Raw genomic sequence first — 15717 nt, forward strand, 5'->3', positions numbered from 1 at the left:
TCATGTTTATATTAACAAACACTGGATCTAAGGCCTTACTCGCGACATGTATTACAAGCATCAGTTTACTCAGCGGTTGTAGCCTGTTGCCAAGCCATGTTGATGCTGAAAATGCCCTAAAAATTCAAGCTTTGATGCTAGATTTAGGCAGTTGTCAGTTTGATGAGCGTGAACGCAAAGCTATGTATCAAGCTGCTAGTGCGGGTAATCGAATCCCCTTCCCTCTGCTGCTTTGTGAAGGTAAACGCAGTGACTCCTACAATCAACGCTGGTTAGCAAGCCGTCGCAGTGTTGATTACCAAATCCTTGGTAGTTATTTTGAGGCTAGCTTTGATGAAAGTCATCGTTTTACTCAAAATTACGGCGCCGCACTTATTGAAATCAGCATGCCTGATTGGGGCGCAGTGTGCACCGATTTAGGTTATGACGATAATACCTGTGACCACTTGATTTATGGTATTAACGCGCCGCATATAGAGAAGGTGTCCGTAGGGCAAGTACAAAGCTTACTGCGCAAGCAAGACAAACTGGCGCTAGTAACGAACATCCCCATCATCAAAGACACCATCTTAATGCCACTCAAGCATAATGCTAAAGGCCAGTTGATGGCTAACTGGGTAGAAGACGCTGGCGCACAAAGAACCACTCAAGCCCTCGCCGACAAGCTTGGTGAAGAAGTTTTTAGCAGTAACGGCAAGCCTCTGCCTATCAGCAGTTATAACCAGCAATATGATCTGCTGCTGCAAAAAGACTTACCGCAGCAGTATCGAGGCGTGTTTTATTACGCCACGCCACAATATATCGATTACAGCAACAGACCTTCGGCCGAATACTCCATTCCGCTTCGCAATGGCGTACAAGTTCGCGGCTATAAAACCACTATTTATCGCGCCCTCCCAACTAATTAAATGGCTAAAGCCTAACTTATGAAATTCATGATTAAACCATTGATAATATTTACGGCATTGATGTCAGCCATAACTTTCAATGCAAATAGCTACGCACAAGACAGCCTTGAGCAAAACAGCCTTGAGCAAGAAGGCGGTGAGCAAGAAGGCTATGAACAAACGAGCTATGAGCAACAAAAGAATCAACAACAAGATTGCAGCTTAAATCAGTTAAGCAGCGTACTCGATTTTGATGCCGCACTGGTAACCAGAAAGTACGGTCTTAGCTTAGCCACAGACAATACTGTTTGTAGAGTATTACCCCATAACAAAGAGCAAGCATTACTGTCTTATTTTCAATATTACCAATCTAACAAAGATGGCTACGCAAGCTACTTATGGCGAGTCATACTCGTCAACCGCTACAGTAATCAAATTGAAGCCCGCTATACGGGAGTCATTCAAGAAAATAGCGCGATAAAAAGTCATCCTGACAGTAATAGTATCGATAGCCGCGAATACGCCCTAAGCGACAATACGCCAGCATTAGGTTTGATCCTCGACCTTGCTAACGGCGACAGTTCACCACAGGAGCAAGAGTACCGCGCCTTTAAAACCAATCGTTTTCTCACCCTATTTGTTCAAGAGGGAGACAAGCTACGGCCTGTACTCAAACATCTACCGCTGGATTACGAAATAGAAGGCAGTGATACCGCTGGCAGTAATGGCGAGGTTTACCTGCATTATGGGGTACAAGGAAAAGTTGAAGTGTTACCAACAAACAGCCATGGCTACCATGATTTGAAGTTAGTCACTCAGGGCCAGCAATACAGCACCGATGGTGAATATGATCAAACCGAAGAGATAAGCTTTAGCACTGAGCTTAAATATGATGGCAAGCGTTACCCTGTTATCACCGAACGATTACCCTCCCCAGAATTTTGGCAAATAAACCAAAACAGCAGTCAAGCGGAGACTCAAGATGCCAATTAACAAGCGCTCTATCCCCCTACTAGGCAAAAGACTACCCGCGCTATTTAGCACAGCCGTTTTGACTTGCGCGCTTTTGACCTGCACGCTAGCGTTCTCGCCCGCAAGCCATGCCAAGCAAGCGTGCAGCACTGATGCCCTTGAAGCGATGGAAAATGACAGTGGTTATTTTCGAGGTTTCAGCGCCGCGGTTTGTAAGCAGCTACCCCATCAAGAACAATTTACCATGGGCGCGTATTTACAATGGACAGGCGGCAGCTTTGCAGGTGAAAGGCGTTATACCCTGCGCACCGTCATTATGGACACTCAGACTCATGAGGTTATCGCTCGTCATACAGGAAGTTTAACTGAGCGCTCAGGTTTGACACTTGTTCCTCCAACACCTGATAACAAAGAGAAAAACACGGCTGTACAAGCGCCGCTTTGGATTGATACTGCCAACTACAAACTTAACAATGACACCCGCGCACTGGGTGTGCGAGTGAAAGCGCAGCAACACCCAGATGGGGCGATGCAATATGAGTCAGACTACTTAAGTTTATTTGTCCATCAAGGACGCTTTTTAATTCCGGTGGTAGAGAAGCTACCGCTATATTATTGGAAGGTCTGGCAAAACGAAGATAGCGCCTACAACCCTGCAAGTAATGGCAACAAAACGAATGGTGCAGCTAGCGACAAAACTAATGACAAAGCCAGCCTTGAGCAGCGTTACATAGTTGAAACTGGCAAAGGTGCACTGCACATCGAAGCTAAACAACACAAAGGCTTTGCCGACCTAAAACTGCTCACTAAGACCAAGCTGTCAGGTGCCCTACCTAAACTCACTGATAGTACTCAAAGCCGCACCACCATTACCCGCTTAAGGTTTGATGGTGAACGTTATTACATTCTAGATTCTGGATTTGGTGATAAAAGAGACTGGCAAAGTACCGAACGTTGGTGGAAACCTTGGTAATCCAGCTAGACGGCGTCTAAAAGCTAAATCAAACTTCGTTTGATAGCAAACACCCTATCTCTATTATGCTGAGAGTGGAGTCCAACAAAAGTGGTTCCAATGGCCTGCGGCCAGCGCATGTGCAGACACTTCTGAGACACGGTGAGTAAAGTGAAGCTTTATGCTACGAACGAGAAGCATGGATGCTGAACTGGCTTTTAGATATGGATATCGTTGCAAGTCCATCTGACCTCCAAGGATGGAGGAAATGCCAAATTCTGTATGGAACAGAATTGGCCCTGTAAGCTCAACAAAAACATCCATGTTTTCGACGGTCTCAGCCGTATCTACACCAAGTTGGAACAGCACACTCTTTAATATTTAGAGTTACGGCTAAAGGCCTAACTCGTTTTTGGACAAAAGAAAGTTGGAGCTTGCAGCTCGACTAGCCCTCACATCGAAATCAAACTTTGTTTGATAACAAAGCCCCCAAAGACTCGATATATTTTTGGCTAAGAGTGGCATCTAACAAAAGTGGTTCCAATGGCCTGCGGCCGGCGTATGTGCAGACACTTCCATGACACGGTGAGTAAAGTGAAGCTTTATGCTACGAACGAGAAGCATGGATGCTGAACTGGCTTTTAGATATGGATATCGTTGCAAGTCCATCTGACCTCCAAGGATGGAGGAAATGCCAAATTCTGTATGGAACAGAATTGGCCCTGTAAGCTCAACGAAAACATCCCTGTTTTCGACGGTCACGGCCGTATCTACACTGAGTTAGAAAAGCATACCCTTTGCATTTAGAGTAATAGGACAGGCCCTAACACGTTAATGGACAAAAGTGAGTTGGAGCTTGCAGCTCGACTAGCCCTTACATCGAAATCAAACTTCGTTTGATAACAAAGCCCACAAAGACTCGATATATCTTTAAGCTGAGAATGACATTGAACAGAAGTGGTTCCAATGGCCTGCGGCCAGCGCATGTGCAGACACTGCCGTGACACGCAGCAAGTCCATCCATGGAAGCTCGACCATGACGTCCTTGTCATGGACGGTCACGGCCGTATCTACACTAAGTTAGAACAGCACAACCTTTGGCAAATAGAGTTATGATTAAAGGTCTAGCTCGTTTTTGGACTGAGATTGCTTAGAGTCAAAGCTCTTAAAGTGATGAGTCTCATTAGGGAATGTATGGCAAGTTGATTTACAGTAACGCCGCGTTAAGCGGACAAAAATTGTGGGTTATAATGTGTAGCGAAACGTAATCCACTGTTTTTTTTGTTCCATTTAAACGCCTTGTTATATTTTATTCTTCCCACACTTGAAGGTTACCCGTGCGCCAAGATTCACCATCAAACGATAAGACGTCATCTAACTCCTTACACATAGTATGTTGTCTGTAACGTGGAGTTGAGTCTTTCTTAAACCATTTACTTATTAAAGTAATCGGCTTTGGTATTGATATTTTCTTTTTTTCATTAAGCTCTGGTTGCCAAAAGTATATGATTATAGATTCAGCCATTTCGAGGAAATGTCTTGATGCATCATTTGGGTAATTTATTTCACCAATCCAAAATTCTTGTTGGCGATTAATTTCATGAACTTTATGATGATTTTTAAATCGTCCATGAAAACTACCTTCGGTGATACCACAATATTGAATTGTTGCTTCTCTTTCATATTTTAACTTACCAGTGGCAAGGTATAAGCCATTACCCCAATCCGAGTTTTGTTCTATTTCTTGATATGAAAATGGACCTCGCCAGTCAACAATCACAGTTGTGTGGGAACTCAATGCATACTCCTTTAAAATATAACGCCTTGCTAAGAGGCAAATAATGGTTGGCTAAAATAGGCGACGAAGGAGCAAATAGCCAACTGTTATTTGTCCTTTTGAGCAACTTGTTATATGTACTATTGCATCAGAATGTCAGATAAAAACTTAACACTATTTATTTCGACTTTATCTTCAGATGATTGCAAAGCAAGTTGGACATGAGCAAGACCAGTAGAAAATGTGACTGGTACTTGATAAATAGCATACGTAACGCTTGGGCTACCAATTGGTGAAAGCGTTTTCCAATTTTGAAGCTCTGCTTTACCAATTGATTGAAACTCACCTAGTTTTGAAAATTTATTAAGGTACAAAGTCCACTGTTCTGATGTTGCACCGTTAAAACCTTCTTCTGACATTAACTCTCGATAAGAAGTTTGCTCCCATGAAGTTAATTTCGGAATAGCTTTAGCAATATAAGGTTCGAATACAGCTTCTTTATCTACGGTATTGATTGATGTCACAACTCCAATGCCAATAAAAAAGATAATAACGCTTAAAAAACCAAAACCTAGATATTTGAAGAACTTTTTCACCACGACTCCTTGTACATATAACGCCCTGCTAATAAGTGAACCGAGTGCTGGCGGGCGATTTGCTCAGCAAATGGCATGACAGCCTTGGTGAATCTGAATTTAGCAGCTTGTTAATGGTCGCCATCACCAACTGACGACCCCATTTGGCTACTATCTTCTGAAGGGAAAACATTGGGTTGCTCTTGCGGGTTAAACCAAAAGATCCAATCCCACATTGATTTTACCGCTTCCTCTCGGCTACTAAGTTCGGGCTTCAGAACTGAACTAATCAGAAGAGCACCTACAAATGGCACTAACCAAGAGACAGCAAAAATCAAATAGACTTGGTTTTGTTCGAGTAAATCACTTTTGTAGGCCATATAAGATGTTCTGGCCGAAAAGTAGATAGCTAATAGTAAAACTGCTATAAAAAAGTAGACCATCTATGACTCCATCCTTGAGACTATTAACGCCACGTTAAGCGGCAAAAAATTGTTGGTTAAAATGTTGAACGGAGTGAAAACAACCAACTGTTTTTTTTGTCCGTTTGAACGCCTTGTTAGGCATATGTGTACTCTTCACTTTGACGAGAATGGGTTCATACGAGCCTGCAATACGAGTAATTTGTTGATGCGATGTTTGGGAATAAGAATAAGTACTAAGCCAATAACTGGAAATATGAGGGTGAAAAGGAAAGAATTTAGCTTAATGTCAAAATCAGTGGTATCGACACCGTTATAATTTAAAACGCCCTCAGGTTCGAGTAATAATTGCCCAAATGATACTGACATGAATAAGCCCAGAATTAGAAACCACCAACCGACAAACCTATAACCTAATCTTTTTCTTCGTATTTTAACAAAGGCTTTATTTTTGATTTTCCTAACCACGAATCTATCCCTACTTTTAATATGCCTAACGCCTTACTAATGGGTGCATAAATGCTTGGCTAAAATTAGCGACGAAGGAGCGCAAGCCAAGCGTTTTGCGTCCGATTGAGTAACTTGTTACATACGATTTTATATTTGATGATGTGGCAAAGCTGCAGACTCATTATTAGGAATTTGTTCCCAAGTGATCACTTTCCCGCTAGGTAACTCTACTGACTCTCCCGAGTGTATACTATTGATAAATGCTGAAACGACTTCTTCACGAGGATTTCTACAATCTAAATCTGTTTGAGGGATATACCAAATTCCGCCAACGCTTCTCCAAACCGTGTTGCTGATATTTATGGTGTAAAAAGCCCCTAATGGATAAGAACCATCTGATTGACGCATACCATATAATCGTCGTATTGCTTCAGTTAGTGGATATATAACTCCACGAACATTTTTTCTATGGTTGGCTGTAGGTCGGTATGGCATCTGAAACTCCTTTTTTAGCACCTAACACAGTAATGTATGTAACGCCGCAATGTGCGGATTTTAAAAGTGGAGGCGAAGCCGGAGCTTTTAAAATTCCGAACCATTGCCTTGTTAACCCCTTGCCTGATCTATTCTGTCGATTAGCTCTTCTATGTCTTTGTTCTTCTTAAATGGAATGAAGCTCATTGGAGGAGAAAAGCTAAGCTCACTACCAAGATCTGTTTCATGACGGAGGCTTAATGTCACTTTTGGGGGATTCATCATAGTTTGATAGCTAACATTCTTTATGTCTCGTAGGCTAACTCGTACTTCCTTACCTGAGTTTTTGAATAATAGTGAATCACCCTCGTCATAGACTTCATCAATCAAGTCAAAAACTAGCTTTTTCATTATGAAATAGCCAAATACGGCCATAAAAATAGGCATGACGACAAACATAGGACCAGGACCGTTATCTCCGCCTGCAAACAGTGACGTAATGACAAAAATTGCTAGAAACCCGAACCATATCGTTGGAAATATTTTTTTGTTAAAAAAAGTACTTTTGGATGTTAATTTCTTCATAACTACCTTGGAGGGTTAACGCCTGGCTCAGCCGCCGGCAAAAGTGGCGCGTAATTGCGCCAGCAATTTAAGTGACACTTTTGACGGTCGGTTGCAGCCACTTGTTATACGATTTTTGATTCACGCGATTAACCTACTTTCAAGCTCATTCCATGGAATGTTGCACCATGACTCACCTTCAGGCCATTTGTCAGGAGAAGAAAATAAATCCGTAGGTTCGGGGAGCAAAAGTTCATTGCCAACAAACTCTTGAGTAATGAAATATCCAGTATTTGGTGCTTTAACGATTCGTAGTTTACTACGAGGTTTAAAATTGCTCGTTAGAGGGTCACCCCCCTGCATCTCAATTTCTACACTTTCGTAATCGTAAAGTGTTAATACTTTATTATCATGTAGTAACAAAAAATAAATTAGCCCACCGTGCTCTTGCTCCTGAAAGCGTTTAACCCCTTTAACTTCATATGTTGTATCCAATACCTTGTCTCCATCAATATCCTTCTTTAAATCAAGCCGATCATCTGGCCAACTTTTTGCCCATTTGGTAGTGGAAATTAAAGAATATAAGCAAGTAGGTATAGAAAAACCAAAAAGAATGTAAAAAGAATACTGACTTTTTAAACCGTAATCAAAAGTAATGAAAAAATTAATTAGCCAAACAGTTGCAATCCAAACTAAAACCAATCCAATGAGACTTGCGGACCATATAATTAAAAAGTTTTCTAAAATTTCTTTAAGCCTCTTTAAATCACTTGGGGAACTTTTAAGTAAACCAACCAAAAATTCTTTTTCTTCACTTGTAATTTTACGTTCAAATGTCGGGGTCATGAATTTTCCATTTTCGTATAACAGCTTATTATCCAGCGTCTCGGATAAATCCCTGCACTTTTTTAATTTACGTCAAAGTTAACAACGTAACTCATTGATGTAAAGCCGTTAATCTTGCTGGTGTTAACAAATTTGAATTTACCTTGCCCGCAAAGTAAAGCAGAACATTTATCGGGTCTCTTGTAAGATTAAAACGGAAGCTTAACTATATGATAAACAGGCGCTATTTAAGATGTAAAAAATTTATCGATGCAAGTATTTAACTTTTTAGCATCGATAAATCAGCCTTATTTATCAAGTTCATTATACCTGTATAGAATTACAGTTATTTTAGTTTGTTCTAGGACGGTGAAATCGGAAGAATTGAGCTTAAAGAAAAAAGACAGGCATTACTTATGGTGTACGCAAAACCTTTCATATTAGCTTTTCTATAGTCAAAGCTTACTTGTGCCATTTACCATTTAGATTCGTGAAAATAATATTGGGGCATTTTCAAGTTAGAAACTAAACCTCTCAGCCGAGTGAGTACACCAATTATCCCGTGTAGATACGGCTGCGGGCTTCGGTTTCAGGGATGAAACCGCAGAGCGTATAGGGACATATTCACAGCGTCTCGCAGCAGTGTCTGCACATACCCCGCTGGAGGCGATTAATAGCGACTCAGCTACAATCTCAAACGGGCTACCCCATAGCACTATACAAATAAAAAATGTAATGAACCTTCATTCGAAGACTAACTCACTTTGGGGCATTTCCGCGTTAGACATCAAGCAACACAACTTAAAGTGAAACACCAATTATCCGGTGTAGATACGGCTGCGGGCTTCGATGACAGGGATGTCATCGCAGAGCCTACAGGGATTGTACTTGCGGCGTCTCGCAGCAGTGTCTGCACATAAGGTCATTCCTTCACATCCATGTGATCACGACATTCGGACATCCTGTCCAGCACCCGCGGCAGGCGATTAACCACTCTAAAGCGACAATTTAGAATGAGCAGTCCTGTAGCAACGATACAAAGATAATGTAATCAGCCTTCATTCGAAGGCTGACCAACCTAAGGGCTAAAACCCAGCCCAACGGGTTAAAGGTTAGGTTTATACTCAAATCCAGCTTGTGCTTCACTATCGCTAAAGCTTGCGATTTTTTGCTTACGTACCAACATGCTGTTGATGAGTGAACCTGGGAACATCTCAATCGCGTTATTAAAGTCTTCAACGTTAGCGTTGAAAATACGAATCGCTGCGCCAATCTGCTCTTGCTGCTCGCTGATCTCTGCCATCAATTTCATGTATACATCAGAGGCTTTTAGCTCTGGGTAAGCTTCAACTGTGACTTTAAGGCCTTGCAATAAATCTTGGGTCCGCTGCTCAGCGGCTGCGAGCTTTGTGGTATCAACACCGGCGCTCATATCTGCAATGGCACTACGCAGCTCGGTGACCTTGGTTAACACTTCAGACTCGTGCAGCTTATATTGCTCAACTAGCTGCTCAACCATAGGAATGATCTTATTCTTCTGGCGCTCTTGAGTCAGTACCGACGCCCATGCACGATCCACAGCATTGTGTTTACCAATAATGCCGTTGTAGACCATGATAATAGCAATGATGACCACGACTACGACAATAACGCCGATTACTAAACTATCCATTTAACGTTCCTTTTTATCTTCTATTTATCTTCTATTTAACAGGGTAAAACTGGGTAAATTGCTTTGGGGTTAAAACGATTAAAACCTTGCCCACCGATTTAAGCGCTGACCTTAAAATTGTTATCGCTATAGCGCATCATCTCGTGCACTATTTCAAGCATTTGCTTCATTTGCTTTAGCTCGGTATGGCCTGCTAACTCTTCGGCAAACGCTTTGGGGTTATCTAAACCGTTTACTCGTTTAACCGCTAATAAGTCATCGGTTACCGCCAAACACAGCCTTCCTTGTTGACCGAACTCAAATACAGGCTTTTTTAACTGTTTCGCAAATACAGCGAGCTTTTCTTCAACCGCTGGCGATAACAAACGTGCCGCCGTCATCAACTCTTTGGCATGCACTCGATATTGGCGATTAAACTCATTCGAGGCACTTTTATAACGCTCCCCTCTACGCTTTATGCCAAAGTCGTTACTGATACTCATGTTCTGGGCAAACGGAAATTCTAATAACACACCGTGGCGATAGTAACTGTCTCTTACCGTACGTGTAGTGGTTTTTCCATTAGCATCGGTGGTGGTTTCGGTGCGTTTTACAATGTAGTGAAAGCGATAAAGCTGGTAATCAAATTGATGAATATCGCCTTGATAGGTGCTCTTGTATAGGCTTTGGATTTCTCGCAGATCATTACCGCGGTCAAACTCTTTAAAGCTGGCTTCAAGCTCTTTAGCCAGCTTTTTGCCCTCAAATGGCACTTGCTCAAGATTATTATTAAATAGCGCATCTTTTAAAAAGATGGTGTCCGACAGCTTGTTACGCCACTTCATCCGGCTTCGAAGCCAAAACAGCATAATTACGCCTACCACGCCATTATGGGCAGCAAAGCCAGAGCTCGGGTACCACAGGCCTAAAAACGAGGCTAGGGTTTCGAAATACATATCCCAATACCAATGAGGCCATTGTGGGATTAGACTCAGCGCCGCGCCCACTGCTGCCATCAATAGCATCCGTCCCCATAAAGGCCCTGGGATGGGTAAGCGCTTGCCTTTGTCTTCAAAATAGCGCGTCAATGTTGCCAAGCCCAACATCGGATACCAGATCACACTGTAGCCCAATGCGCTTTTAAGGATCTGCATCACAAAATCTGGGACCACTAACCCCAACTCAAAAGCTATCGGCAACAAGGCGAAAAACAACGAAACCGCACAGAAAAAACGATACCAGTTATCACGATAGTTTAGCGGTCCTTTATGAAGCTCAACCCTACGGACTAACGCGATGAGATCATCTTGGCTTTTTGCGGCTTCAACATCACTTCGAATAGCCGCAATATTGCGTGTGACTTGGGCGTTATAAGTCAGCATGAGTGTTGATCTCCGTATCATTAGCGGATGTGGTTTGAGTGACATTAGCGCGTGTATTGCTATCACTCACAATATTGTTATCACTGACAAAATTGTTATCAGACAAGCGCATAAGCTCATGGATCGCTTTAAGCAGTTTTTGTACCCGCTTTAGCTCGGTATGGCCGGCAATCTCCTTATGAAATTCATCTGGCTTTGCCAGTGAATGTTTACGTTTTTCGATAATTAGCTTACTGGTAGAGGCAATACACAAACGGCCATCTGGCGCAATTTCTACCATGGGCGAGATAAAGTTGCGATTAAGATCGAGTAAGGTTTCTATCATTGCGGGCGTTAAAAAACGTGCAGCGGTGAGTTTATCGCAGGCCTGTACTCGGTAAATGTCATTAAAGGCATTCGATTCTGTTTGATACTTTTCAGCATAAACCGAGCCCTTAAGCTTTACCTCATCTTCAGCATCTAGGCACAAACCGCTAGCGAATGGAAAGTCGAGTAACATGCCGTAACGATGACGATCTTCATGCACAGTTTTGGTTTTATACCCCCCATTACCATCGGAGCTAGTTTGCGTGCGTTTTACCGTATATTGAAGGTGATAAAGTTTATAGTTAAAGCTGTGTTGATCACCTTGATAGTGCCCCTCAAACATCTGCTGCATATCGCGGCTGCCACTGCCGCGACGAAACTCTACAAACTGCTTTTCAAGTGCATTAAGTTTATCTTCGGCGGCTGGCTTAGTCTGTTTTAAGCCATTATTAAATAGCGCGTCTCTAAGAAATATTTTATCGGAAAGGTGTTTACGCCAATTAGCGCGATAATCTAACCATACCCAAGCGAGTGCGCTAGCAATAACCAACACAAGCCACAGCGAAAATTGATGGTCGTCAATTTCGCCCACACTAATCACATAGCCAAAACCATACATCAACGTCCAATAGATTTTCGGCCACTCAGGTACATATAGGGTTACCAGAGCCATTGCCGCCACCAGCAGTGCAAAGTTAACAACCATAGGGACAGGCAGCCAGCCGCGCTCGTGACACAAACTGACTAACAATGTGCTCAGCGCGACAGGAAGCCAATAGCAAGAGTCATCAATCACTAACTTAGCTAGTGGCTCAATTTGTTCATACCAGAGGCGCATAAAGATGAAGACGATACATAAGACGCTCGCGCTGATCAGCAACCACTTTATCCCGTGGGTGATCTTATCGCGGTAATCTAAGGGGCCCGGATGGTGTTTAACTTGAGTGATAACCTCGAGCAGATCATCTTGTGAACTAGCTGCATCAACATCACTGCGTAACTTGGCAATATGCTTGGCAACTATTTGGTTATGCTGCATTCAAGATCCTTGTACAACTACAGGCTAAGGGCTAATGGATATGGGCTAAAACAAGGGGCGAATTATGCAGAAAAACAGCTAAAAATACAGCGGTTTAAGTCACTATTTACAAACTAGAAATAGCATAAGGATTTTATAAAATATAAAACGCTTTATAACGGGGCTTAGAGGTTGGTAAGGACTTACATTAATTTTATTACTGGCTGATTACTGGATAGAAATAACGCTATAAAAAAGGCCAACACTCATAAAGTATTGGCCTTTCAATTCTCAGGGAACGATAAAGTTAGTCCCAGATAAATTCTCTGAAATGCTTACGGCATACAGATTCGTAGCTTTCATTGCCACCAATCGCTACCTGCTCGCCTTCGCGCATAGGTTTGCCACTGCCATCAAGACGTACCACCATATTGGCTTTACGGCCGCAATGGCAGATAGTTTTTAGCTCAACAAGTTTGTCTGCCCAAGCCAGTAAATATTGGCTACCGCTGAATAACTCACCTTGGAAGTCGGTTTTCAAACCATAACAAAGCACTGGAATATCTAGCACGTCAACCACATAAGTTAGCTGCTTAACCTGTTCTTTGCTCAAGAATTGAGATTCATCAATCAATATACAGTGCAATGCTTGCTCTGCAAGACTGGTACGCACCATCTCTGTTAGGTTGTCATTGCTGCCAAATACTTGCGCATCGGTTTCAATACCAATACGAGAAGCGACTTTACCGACGCCATATCTGTCATCGATTGACGCTGTCATTACTAAGGTATTCATACCGCGTTCGCGATAATTATAAGAAGACTGCAATAACGAAGTTGATTTACCCGCATTCATTGCTGAGTAATAGAAATAGAGCTGCGCCAAACTAAAATCCTTAAAGGTGAATTCGGCGCTAGTTTACCACCATTTTCGATAAAAAATCATCTTAACGATACCTTACAAGCAACTAATCCACCTCTAAGGCGCAATAGAAATATTAACGACAACGCCCTAGTAATGAGCCTGTTTTTAGGCCGTAATACTTAAGATTAATCCTAAAGCCTCTGTTTTCACTCGTTTCCATTATCTAATAGCCTATAAAGCCCAATCCAGACAGCGATACCCTTGCCATCCAATTTGTGACAAACACAACAAAACTCAAACAAAATCCTGCATCGACGCACAAAATAACTCAAATTAAGACACGTTTAATACGCAAATATTAGATTAGAAGCACAATTATAATAAAGGAAGTACAGATCTATGCATAAGACACTCGTTGCAGCGGCTATTACCGCAACATTAGCCTTGAGCGCTTGCTCAACAACATCACCAGAAAATCAAACTGCTGTTATGGTACAAGCACAGAACCCATTCCTGCAGGCAAGTACCTTGCAATATCAAGCACCGGACTTTACTAAAATTAAGGATGAGCATTTTCAGCCTGCATTAGAGCTTGGGATCCGTGAGCACTATCAACAAGTTTTGACCATTGCTAATAACCCCGAAGCAGCGACATTTGAAAATACAATCGTAGCGCTAGAAAAAAGTGGTGAGCTACTGACCCGTACATCGAAGGTCTTCTACAACCTCGCAGGAACAGACAGCAACCCGACACTACGTAAGTTACAAGGTGAAATGGCGCCCAAAATGGCCGCTCACTCAGATAACATTAATCTAAACCCAGCCCTGTTTACTCGCATCGAAACGCTTTATAACCAGCGCGAAAACTTAGGGTTATCGGCCGAAGAAAATCGTTTAGTTGAGGTGTACTATAAGCGCTTTGTTCGCGCTGGCGCCAAGCTGACTGAAAGCCAGAAACAGCAAATCCGCGTGCTCAATGAAGAGCAATCAACGCTAACCAATGAATTTGCACAGCGCTTAATGCGCCTAACCAAAGAGATCGCCGTTGTCGTTGACTCAAAAGAGCAACTTGCAGGTTTATCAGACAGTGCCATTAAAGCAGCTGCTATCGATGCTCAAGCCAACGGACATGACGGTAAATATCAGCTTAACATCACCAACACTACTCGCCAGCCAGTACTGACTCAATTACAAGATAGAGAGCTACGTCAACAAATTTGGCAAGCCTCTGCAGAACGTGGGCTTGAAGGTGAAAACGAAACTGCGTCTTTAGTGGCAAGACTTGCACAACTTCGCGCCGAACGCGCTGAGCTACTTGGTTATAAAAACTGGGCTGAATACCGCCTAGAACCACAGATGGCTAAAACGCCTGAAGCCGTTTATAAGATGTTTGGCTCTATGGTGCCTGCAGTGGTTAAAAACACTGAAAAAGAAGCTGCCGATATTCAAGCCATGATCAACCAAACTGGTGGTGACTTTGAATTAGCCCCTTGGGATTGGGCTTACTACGCAGAATTAGTCCGTAAAGAAAAGTTCGATTTAGATGAAAGTGCAATCCGCCCTTACTTTGAGTTTGACCGCGTCTTAGAAGATGGCGTGTTCTTTACCTTAAAAGCGCTTTATGGCGTAACATTAACGCCACGTCCTGACCTTCCTGTTTACCATGAAGATGTTAAAGCCTATGAGATGTTCGATGAAGATGGCACCAGCTTAGCCATTTTCTACGCCGATTACTTCTCACGTGAAGGTAAGCGTGGTGGCGCGTGGATGAGTTCATTTGTGGCCCAGTCAGAGTTATTAAACAACAAGCCTGTTGTTATTAACGTAATGAACATTAAAAAAGCGCCTGCTGGTGAGCCAACTTTTGTAAGCTACGATGAAGTCACTACCATGTTCCATGAAATGGGTCACGGTACTCATGGTATGTTCTCTAAAGTGGTTTATCCTACGCTCTCAGGAACTGCAGTATCACGCGACTTTGTAGAGTTCCCATCGACATTCGAAGAGGATTGGGCCGCGCATCCAAAAGTGCTTGCAAACTATGCTAAGCATTATGAAACTGGTGAGCCTATCTCACAGGAGTTACTCAGCAAGCTACTTAAGTCTCGAAGCTTTAATCAAGGTTTCGATACCTTAGAGTACATGTCAGCAGCGCTTGTTGATTTAGAGTGGCACTCACTTAACGCGAACGCGCCATTGCAAGATGTCGCCAGCTTTGAAGCGGCAGCACTTAAAAAGCACGGTGTCAATTTACCTGCAGTACCGCCACGCTATAAGTCAACGTACTTCGCTCACGCCTTCCCGGGTGGATACTCGGCGAGTTACTACGCTTACATGTGGAGTGAAATTCTGGCGGCTGATGCCTTTGCTTACGTACAAACACAAGGCGGGCTTAATCGTGAAATCGGCATGAAGTTCAGAAAGACCATTCGTGAAGTGGGCAATACTGTAGCGCCTATGGACGCCTACAAAGCCTTTAGAGGTCAAGAGCCAACAACTGAGGCTCTACTTGAGCGTCGTGGTTTAAACTAACGATACACAAACGTTAGTAAAGAATTAGCGGATAGTGAGTTAACTTGCTCAAGCTTAGAACAGAG

At 42.7% G+C, this 15717-nt stretch carries 17 protein-coding genes; 5 read left to right on the forward strand and 12 right to left on the reverse strand.

Features of this window, described 5'->3' with window-relative positions; translation table 11 throughout:
* Positions 1-2: 2 nt before the first annotated feature.
* The 3 genes from Q1A86_RS04105 to Q1A86_RS04115 are packed head-to-tail and all read left to right on the forward strand — an operon-like array spanning position 3 to position 2832.
* Positions 3-908 carry a hypothetical protein gene (locus Q1A86_RS04105; RefSeq protein ID WP_299803202.1) on the forward strand — a complete coding sequence of 302 codons (906 nt, stop codon included), beginning with the start codon at positions 3-5 and terminating at the stop codon, positions 906-908.
* A gap of 18 nt (positions 909-926) precedes the next feature.
* Positions 927-1880, forward strand: a complete 954-nt coding sequence (locus Q1A86_RS04110; RefSeq protein WP_299803204.1) for a hypothetical protein — start codon at positions 927-929, stop codon at positions 1878-1880.
* Positions 1870-2832: a hypothetical protein gene (locus Q1A86_RS04115; RefSeq protein ID WP_299803206.1), complete on the forward strand. Its 963-nt coding sequence runs from the start codon at positions 1870-1872 to the stop codon at positions 2830-2832. The genes Q1A86_RS04110 and Q1A86_RS04115 overlap by 11 nt, the downstream gene beginning before the upstream one ends.
* A 504-nt stretch (positions 2833-3336) precedes the next feature.
* Here the strand turns inward: Q1A86_RS04115 and Q1A86_RS04120 are convergent.
* Positions 3337-3480: a hypothetical protein gene (locus Q1A86_RS04120; RefSeq protein WP_299803208.1), complete on the reverse strand. Its 144-nt coding sequence runs from the start codon at positions 3478-3480 to the stop codon at positions 3337-3339.
* Positions 3481-3795: 315 nt separating this feature from the next.
* On the opposite strand from Q1A86_RS04120, the gene Q1A86_RS04125 reads away from it, so the two are divergent.
* A complete protein-coding gene (locus Q1A86_RS04125) occupies positions 3796-3927 on the forward strand; it encodes a hypothetical protein (protein WP_299803210.1) in 132 nt (43 codons plus the stop codon).
* Positions 3928-4120: 193 nt separating this feature from the next.
* Here the strand turns inward: Q1A86_RS04125 and Q1A86_RS04130 are convergent, their stop codons facing one another.
* The 11 genes from Q1A86_RS04130 to Q1A86_RS04180 all read right to left on the reverse strand — a co-directional run bounded on the left by Q1A86_RS04130 (position 4121) and on the right by Q1A86_RS04180 (position 13141).
* Positions 4121-4609: a hypothetical protein gene (locus Q1A86_RS04130; RefSeq protein ID WP_299803211.1), complete on the reverse strand. Its 489-nt coding sequence runs from the start codon at positions 4607-4609 to the stop codon at positions 4121-4123.
* 119 nt (positions 4610-4728) lie between these two features.
* Entirely contained in the window at positions 4729-5184 is a 456-nt protein-coding gene (locus Q1A86_RS04135) for a hypothetical protein (protein WP_299803213.1), read from the reverse strand.
* Positions 5185-5294: 110 nt separating this feature from the next.
* Positions 5295-5606 carry a hypothetical protein gene (locus Q1A86_RS04140; protein ID WP_299803215.1) on the reverse strand — a complete coding sequence of 104 codons (312 nt, stop codon included), beginning with the start codon at positions 5604-5606 and terminating at the stop codon, positions 5295-5297.
* 135 nt (positions 5607-5741) lie between these two features.
* Positions 5742-5954 carry a hypothetical protein gene (locus tag Q1A86_RS04145; RefSeq protein ID WP_299803217.1) on the reverse strand — a complete coding sequence of 71 codons (213 nt, stop codon included), beginning with the start codon at positions 5952-5954 and terminating at the stop codon, positions 5742-5744.
* 228 nt (positions 5955-6182) lie between these two features.
* Positions 6183-6530, reverse strand: a complete 348-nt coding sequence (locus Q1A86_RS04150; RefSeq protein WP_299803219.1) for a hypothetical protein — start codon at positions 6528-6530, stop codon at positions 6183-6185.
* 111 nt (positions 6531-6641) lie between these two features.
* Positions 6642-7094 (reverse strand): hypothetical protein, encoded by a 453-nt coding sequence (locus Q1A86_RS04155; RefSeq protein ID WP_299803220.1) that lies wholly within the window; start codon positions 7092-7094, stop codon positions 6642-6644.
* Positions 7095-7214: 120 nt separating this feature from the next.
* Positions 7215-7919, reverse strand: a complete 705-nt coding sequence (locus Q1A86_RS04160; protein ID WP_299803222.1) for a hypothetical protein — start codon at positions 7917-7919, stop codon at positions 7215-7217.
* A gap of 1084 nt (positions 7920-9003) precedes the next feature.
* Positions 9004-9570 carry a LemA family protein gene (locus Q1A86_RS04165; protein WP_299803224.1) on the reverse strand — a complete coding sequence of 189 codons (567 nt, stop codon included), beginning with the start codon at positions 9568-9570 and terminating at the stop codon, positions 9004-9006.
* Between the two features lie 98 nt (positions 9571-9668).
* Positions 9669-10931 carry a DUF3137 domain-containing protein gene (locus Q1A86_RS04170; RefSeq protein WP_299803226.1) on the reverse strand — a complete coding sequence of 421 codons (1263 nt, stop codon included), beginning with the start codon at positions 10929-10931 and terminating at the stop codon, positions 9669-9671.
* Positions 10918-12276, reverse strand: coding sequence for a DUF3137 domain-containing protein (locus Q1A86_RS04175; RefSeq protein ID WP_299803228.1), 1359 nt, complete (start codon positions 12274-12276; stop codon positions 10918-10920). The genes Q1A86_RS04170 and Q1A86_RS04175 overlap by 14 nt, the downstream gene beginning before the upstream one ends.
* A gap of 286 nt (positions 12277-12562) precedes the next feature.
* Positions 12563-13141, reverse strand: a complete 579-nt coding sequence (locus tag Q1A86_RS04180; RefSeq protein WP_299803230.1) for a thymidine kinase — start codon at positions 13139-13141, stop codon at positions 12563-12565.
* A gap of 378 nt (positions 13142-13519) precedes the next feature.
* Here Q1A86_RS04180 and Q1A86_RS04185 point away from each other — a divergent pair, with 378 nt between their 5' ends.
* Positions 13520-15652: a M3 family metallopeptidase gene (locus Q1A86_RS04185; protein ID WP_299803232.1), complete on the forward strand. Its 2133-nt coding sequence runs from the start codon at positions 13520-13522 to the stop codon at positions 15650-15652.
* The last annotated feature ends 65 nt before the right edge of the window (positions 15653-15717 follow it).

The sequence above is a fragment of the uncultured Shewanella sp. genome, from assembly GCF_947497935.1.
Lineage (GTDB): Bacteria > Pseudomonadota > Gammaproteobacteria > Enterobacterales > Shewanellaceae > Shewanella.

Bases quoted from the DNA above. Each gene is read 5' to 3' on its own strand.
- Q1A86_RS04170 (WP_299803226.1), bottom strand. From the start codon at position 10,931: ATGCTGACTTATAACGCCCAAGTCACACGCAATATTGCGGCTATTCGA.
- Q1A86_RS04115 (WP_299803206.1), top strand. From the start codon at position 1,870: ATGCCAATTAACAAGCGCTCTATCCCCCTACTAGGCAAAAGACTACCC.
- Q1A86_RS04105 (WP_299803202.1), top strand. From the start codon at position 3: ATGTTTATATTAACAAACACTGGATCTAAGGCCTTACTCGCGACATGT.
- Q1A86_RS04140 (WP_299803215.1), bottom strand. From the start codon at position 5,606: ATGGTCTACTTTTTTATAGCAGTTTTACTATTAGCTATCTACTTTTCG.
- Q1A86_RS04145 (WP_299803217.1), bottom strand. From the start codon at position 5,954: ATGTCAGTATCATTTGGGCAATTATTACTCGAACCTGAGGGCGTTTTA.
- Q1A86_RS04165 (WP_299803224.1), bottom strand. From the start codon at position 9,570: ATGGATAGTTTAGTAATCGGCGTTATTGTCGTAGTCGTGGTCATCATT.
- Q1A86_RS04160 (WP_299803222.1), bottom strand. From the start codon at position 7,919: ATGACCCCGACATTTGAACGTAAAATTACAAGTGAAGAAAAAGAATTT.
- Q1A86_RS04150 (WP_299803219.1), bottom strand. From the start codon at position 6,530: ATGCCATACCGACCTACAGCCAACCATAGAAAAAATGTTCGTGGAGTT.
- Q1A86_RS04110 (WP_299803204.1), top strand. From the start codon at position 927: ATGAAATTCATGATTAAACCATTGATAATATTTACGGCATTGATGTCA.
- Q1A86_RS04155 (WP_299803220.1), bottom strand. From the start codon at position 7,094: ATGAAGAAATTAACATCCAAAAGTACTTTTTTTAACAAAAAAATATTT.
- Q1A86_RS04125 (WP_299803210.1), top strand. From the start codon at position 3,796: ATGTGCAGACACTGCCGTGACACGCAGCAAGTCCATCCATGGAAGCTC.
- Q1A86_RS04185 (WP_299803232.1), top strand. From the start codon at position 13,520: ATGCATAAGACACTCGTTGCAGCGGCTATTACCGCAACATTAGCCTTG.
- Q1A86_RS04120 (WP_299803208.1), bottom strand. From the start codon at position 3,480: ATGGACTTGCAACGATATCCATATCTAAAAGCCAGTTCAGCATCCATG.
- Q1A86_RS04175 (WP_299803228.1), bottom strand. From the start codon at position 12,276: ATGCAGCATAACCAAATAGTTGCCAAGCATATTGCCAAGTTACGCAGT.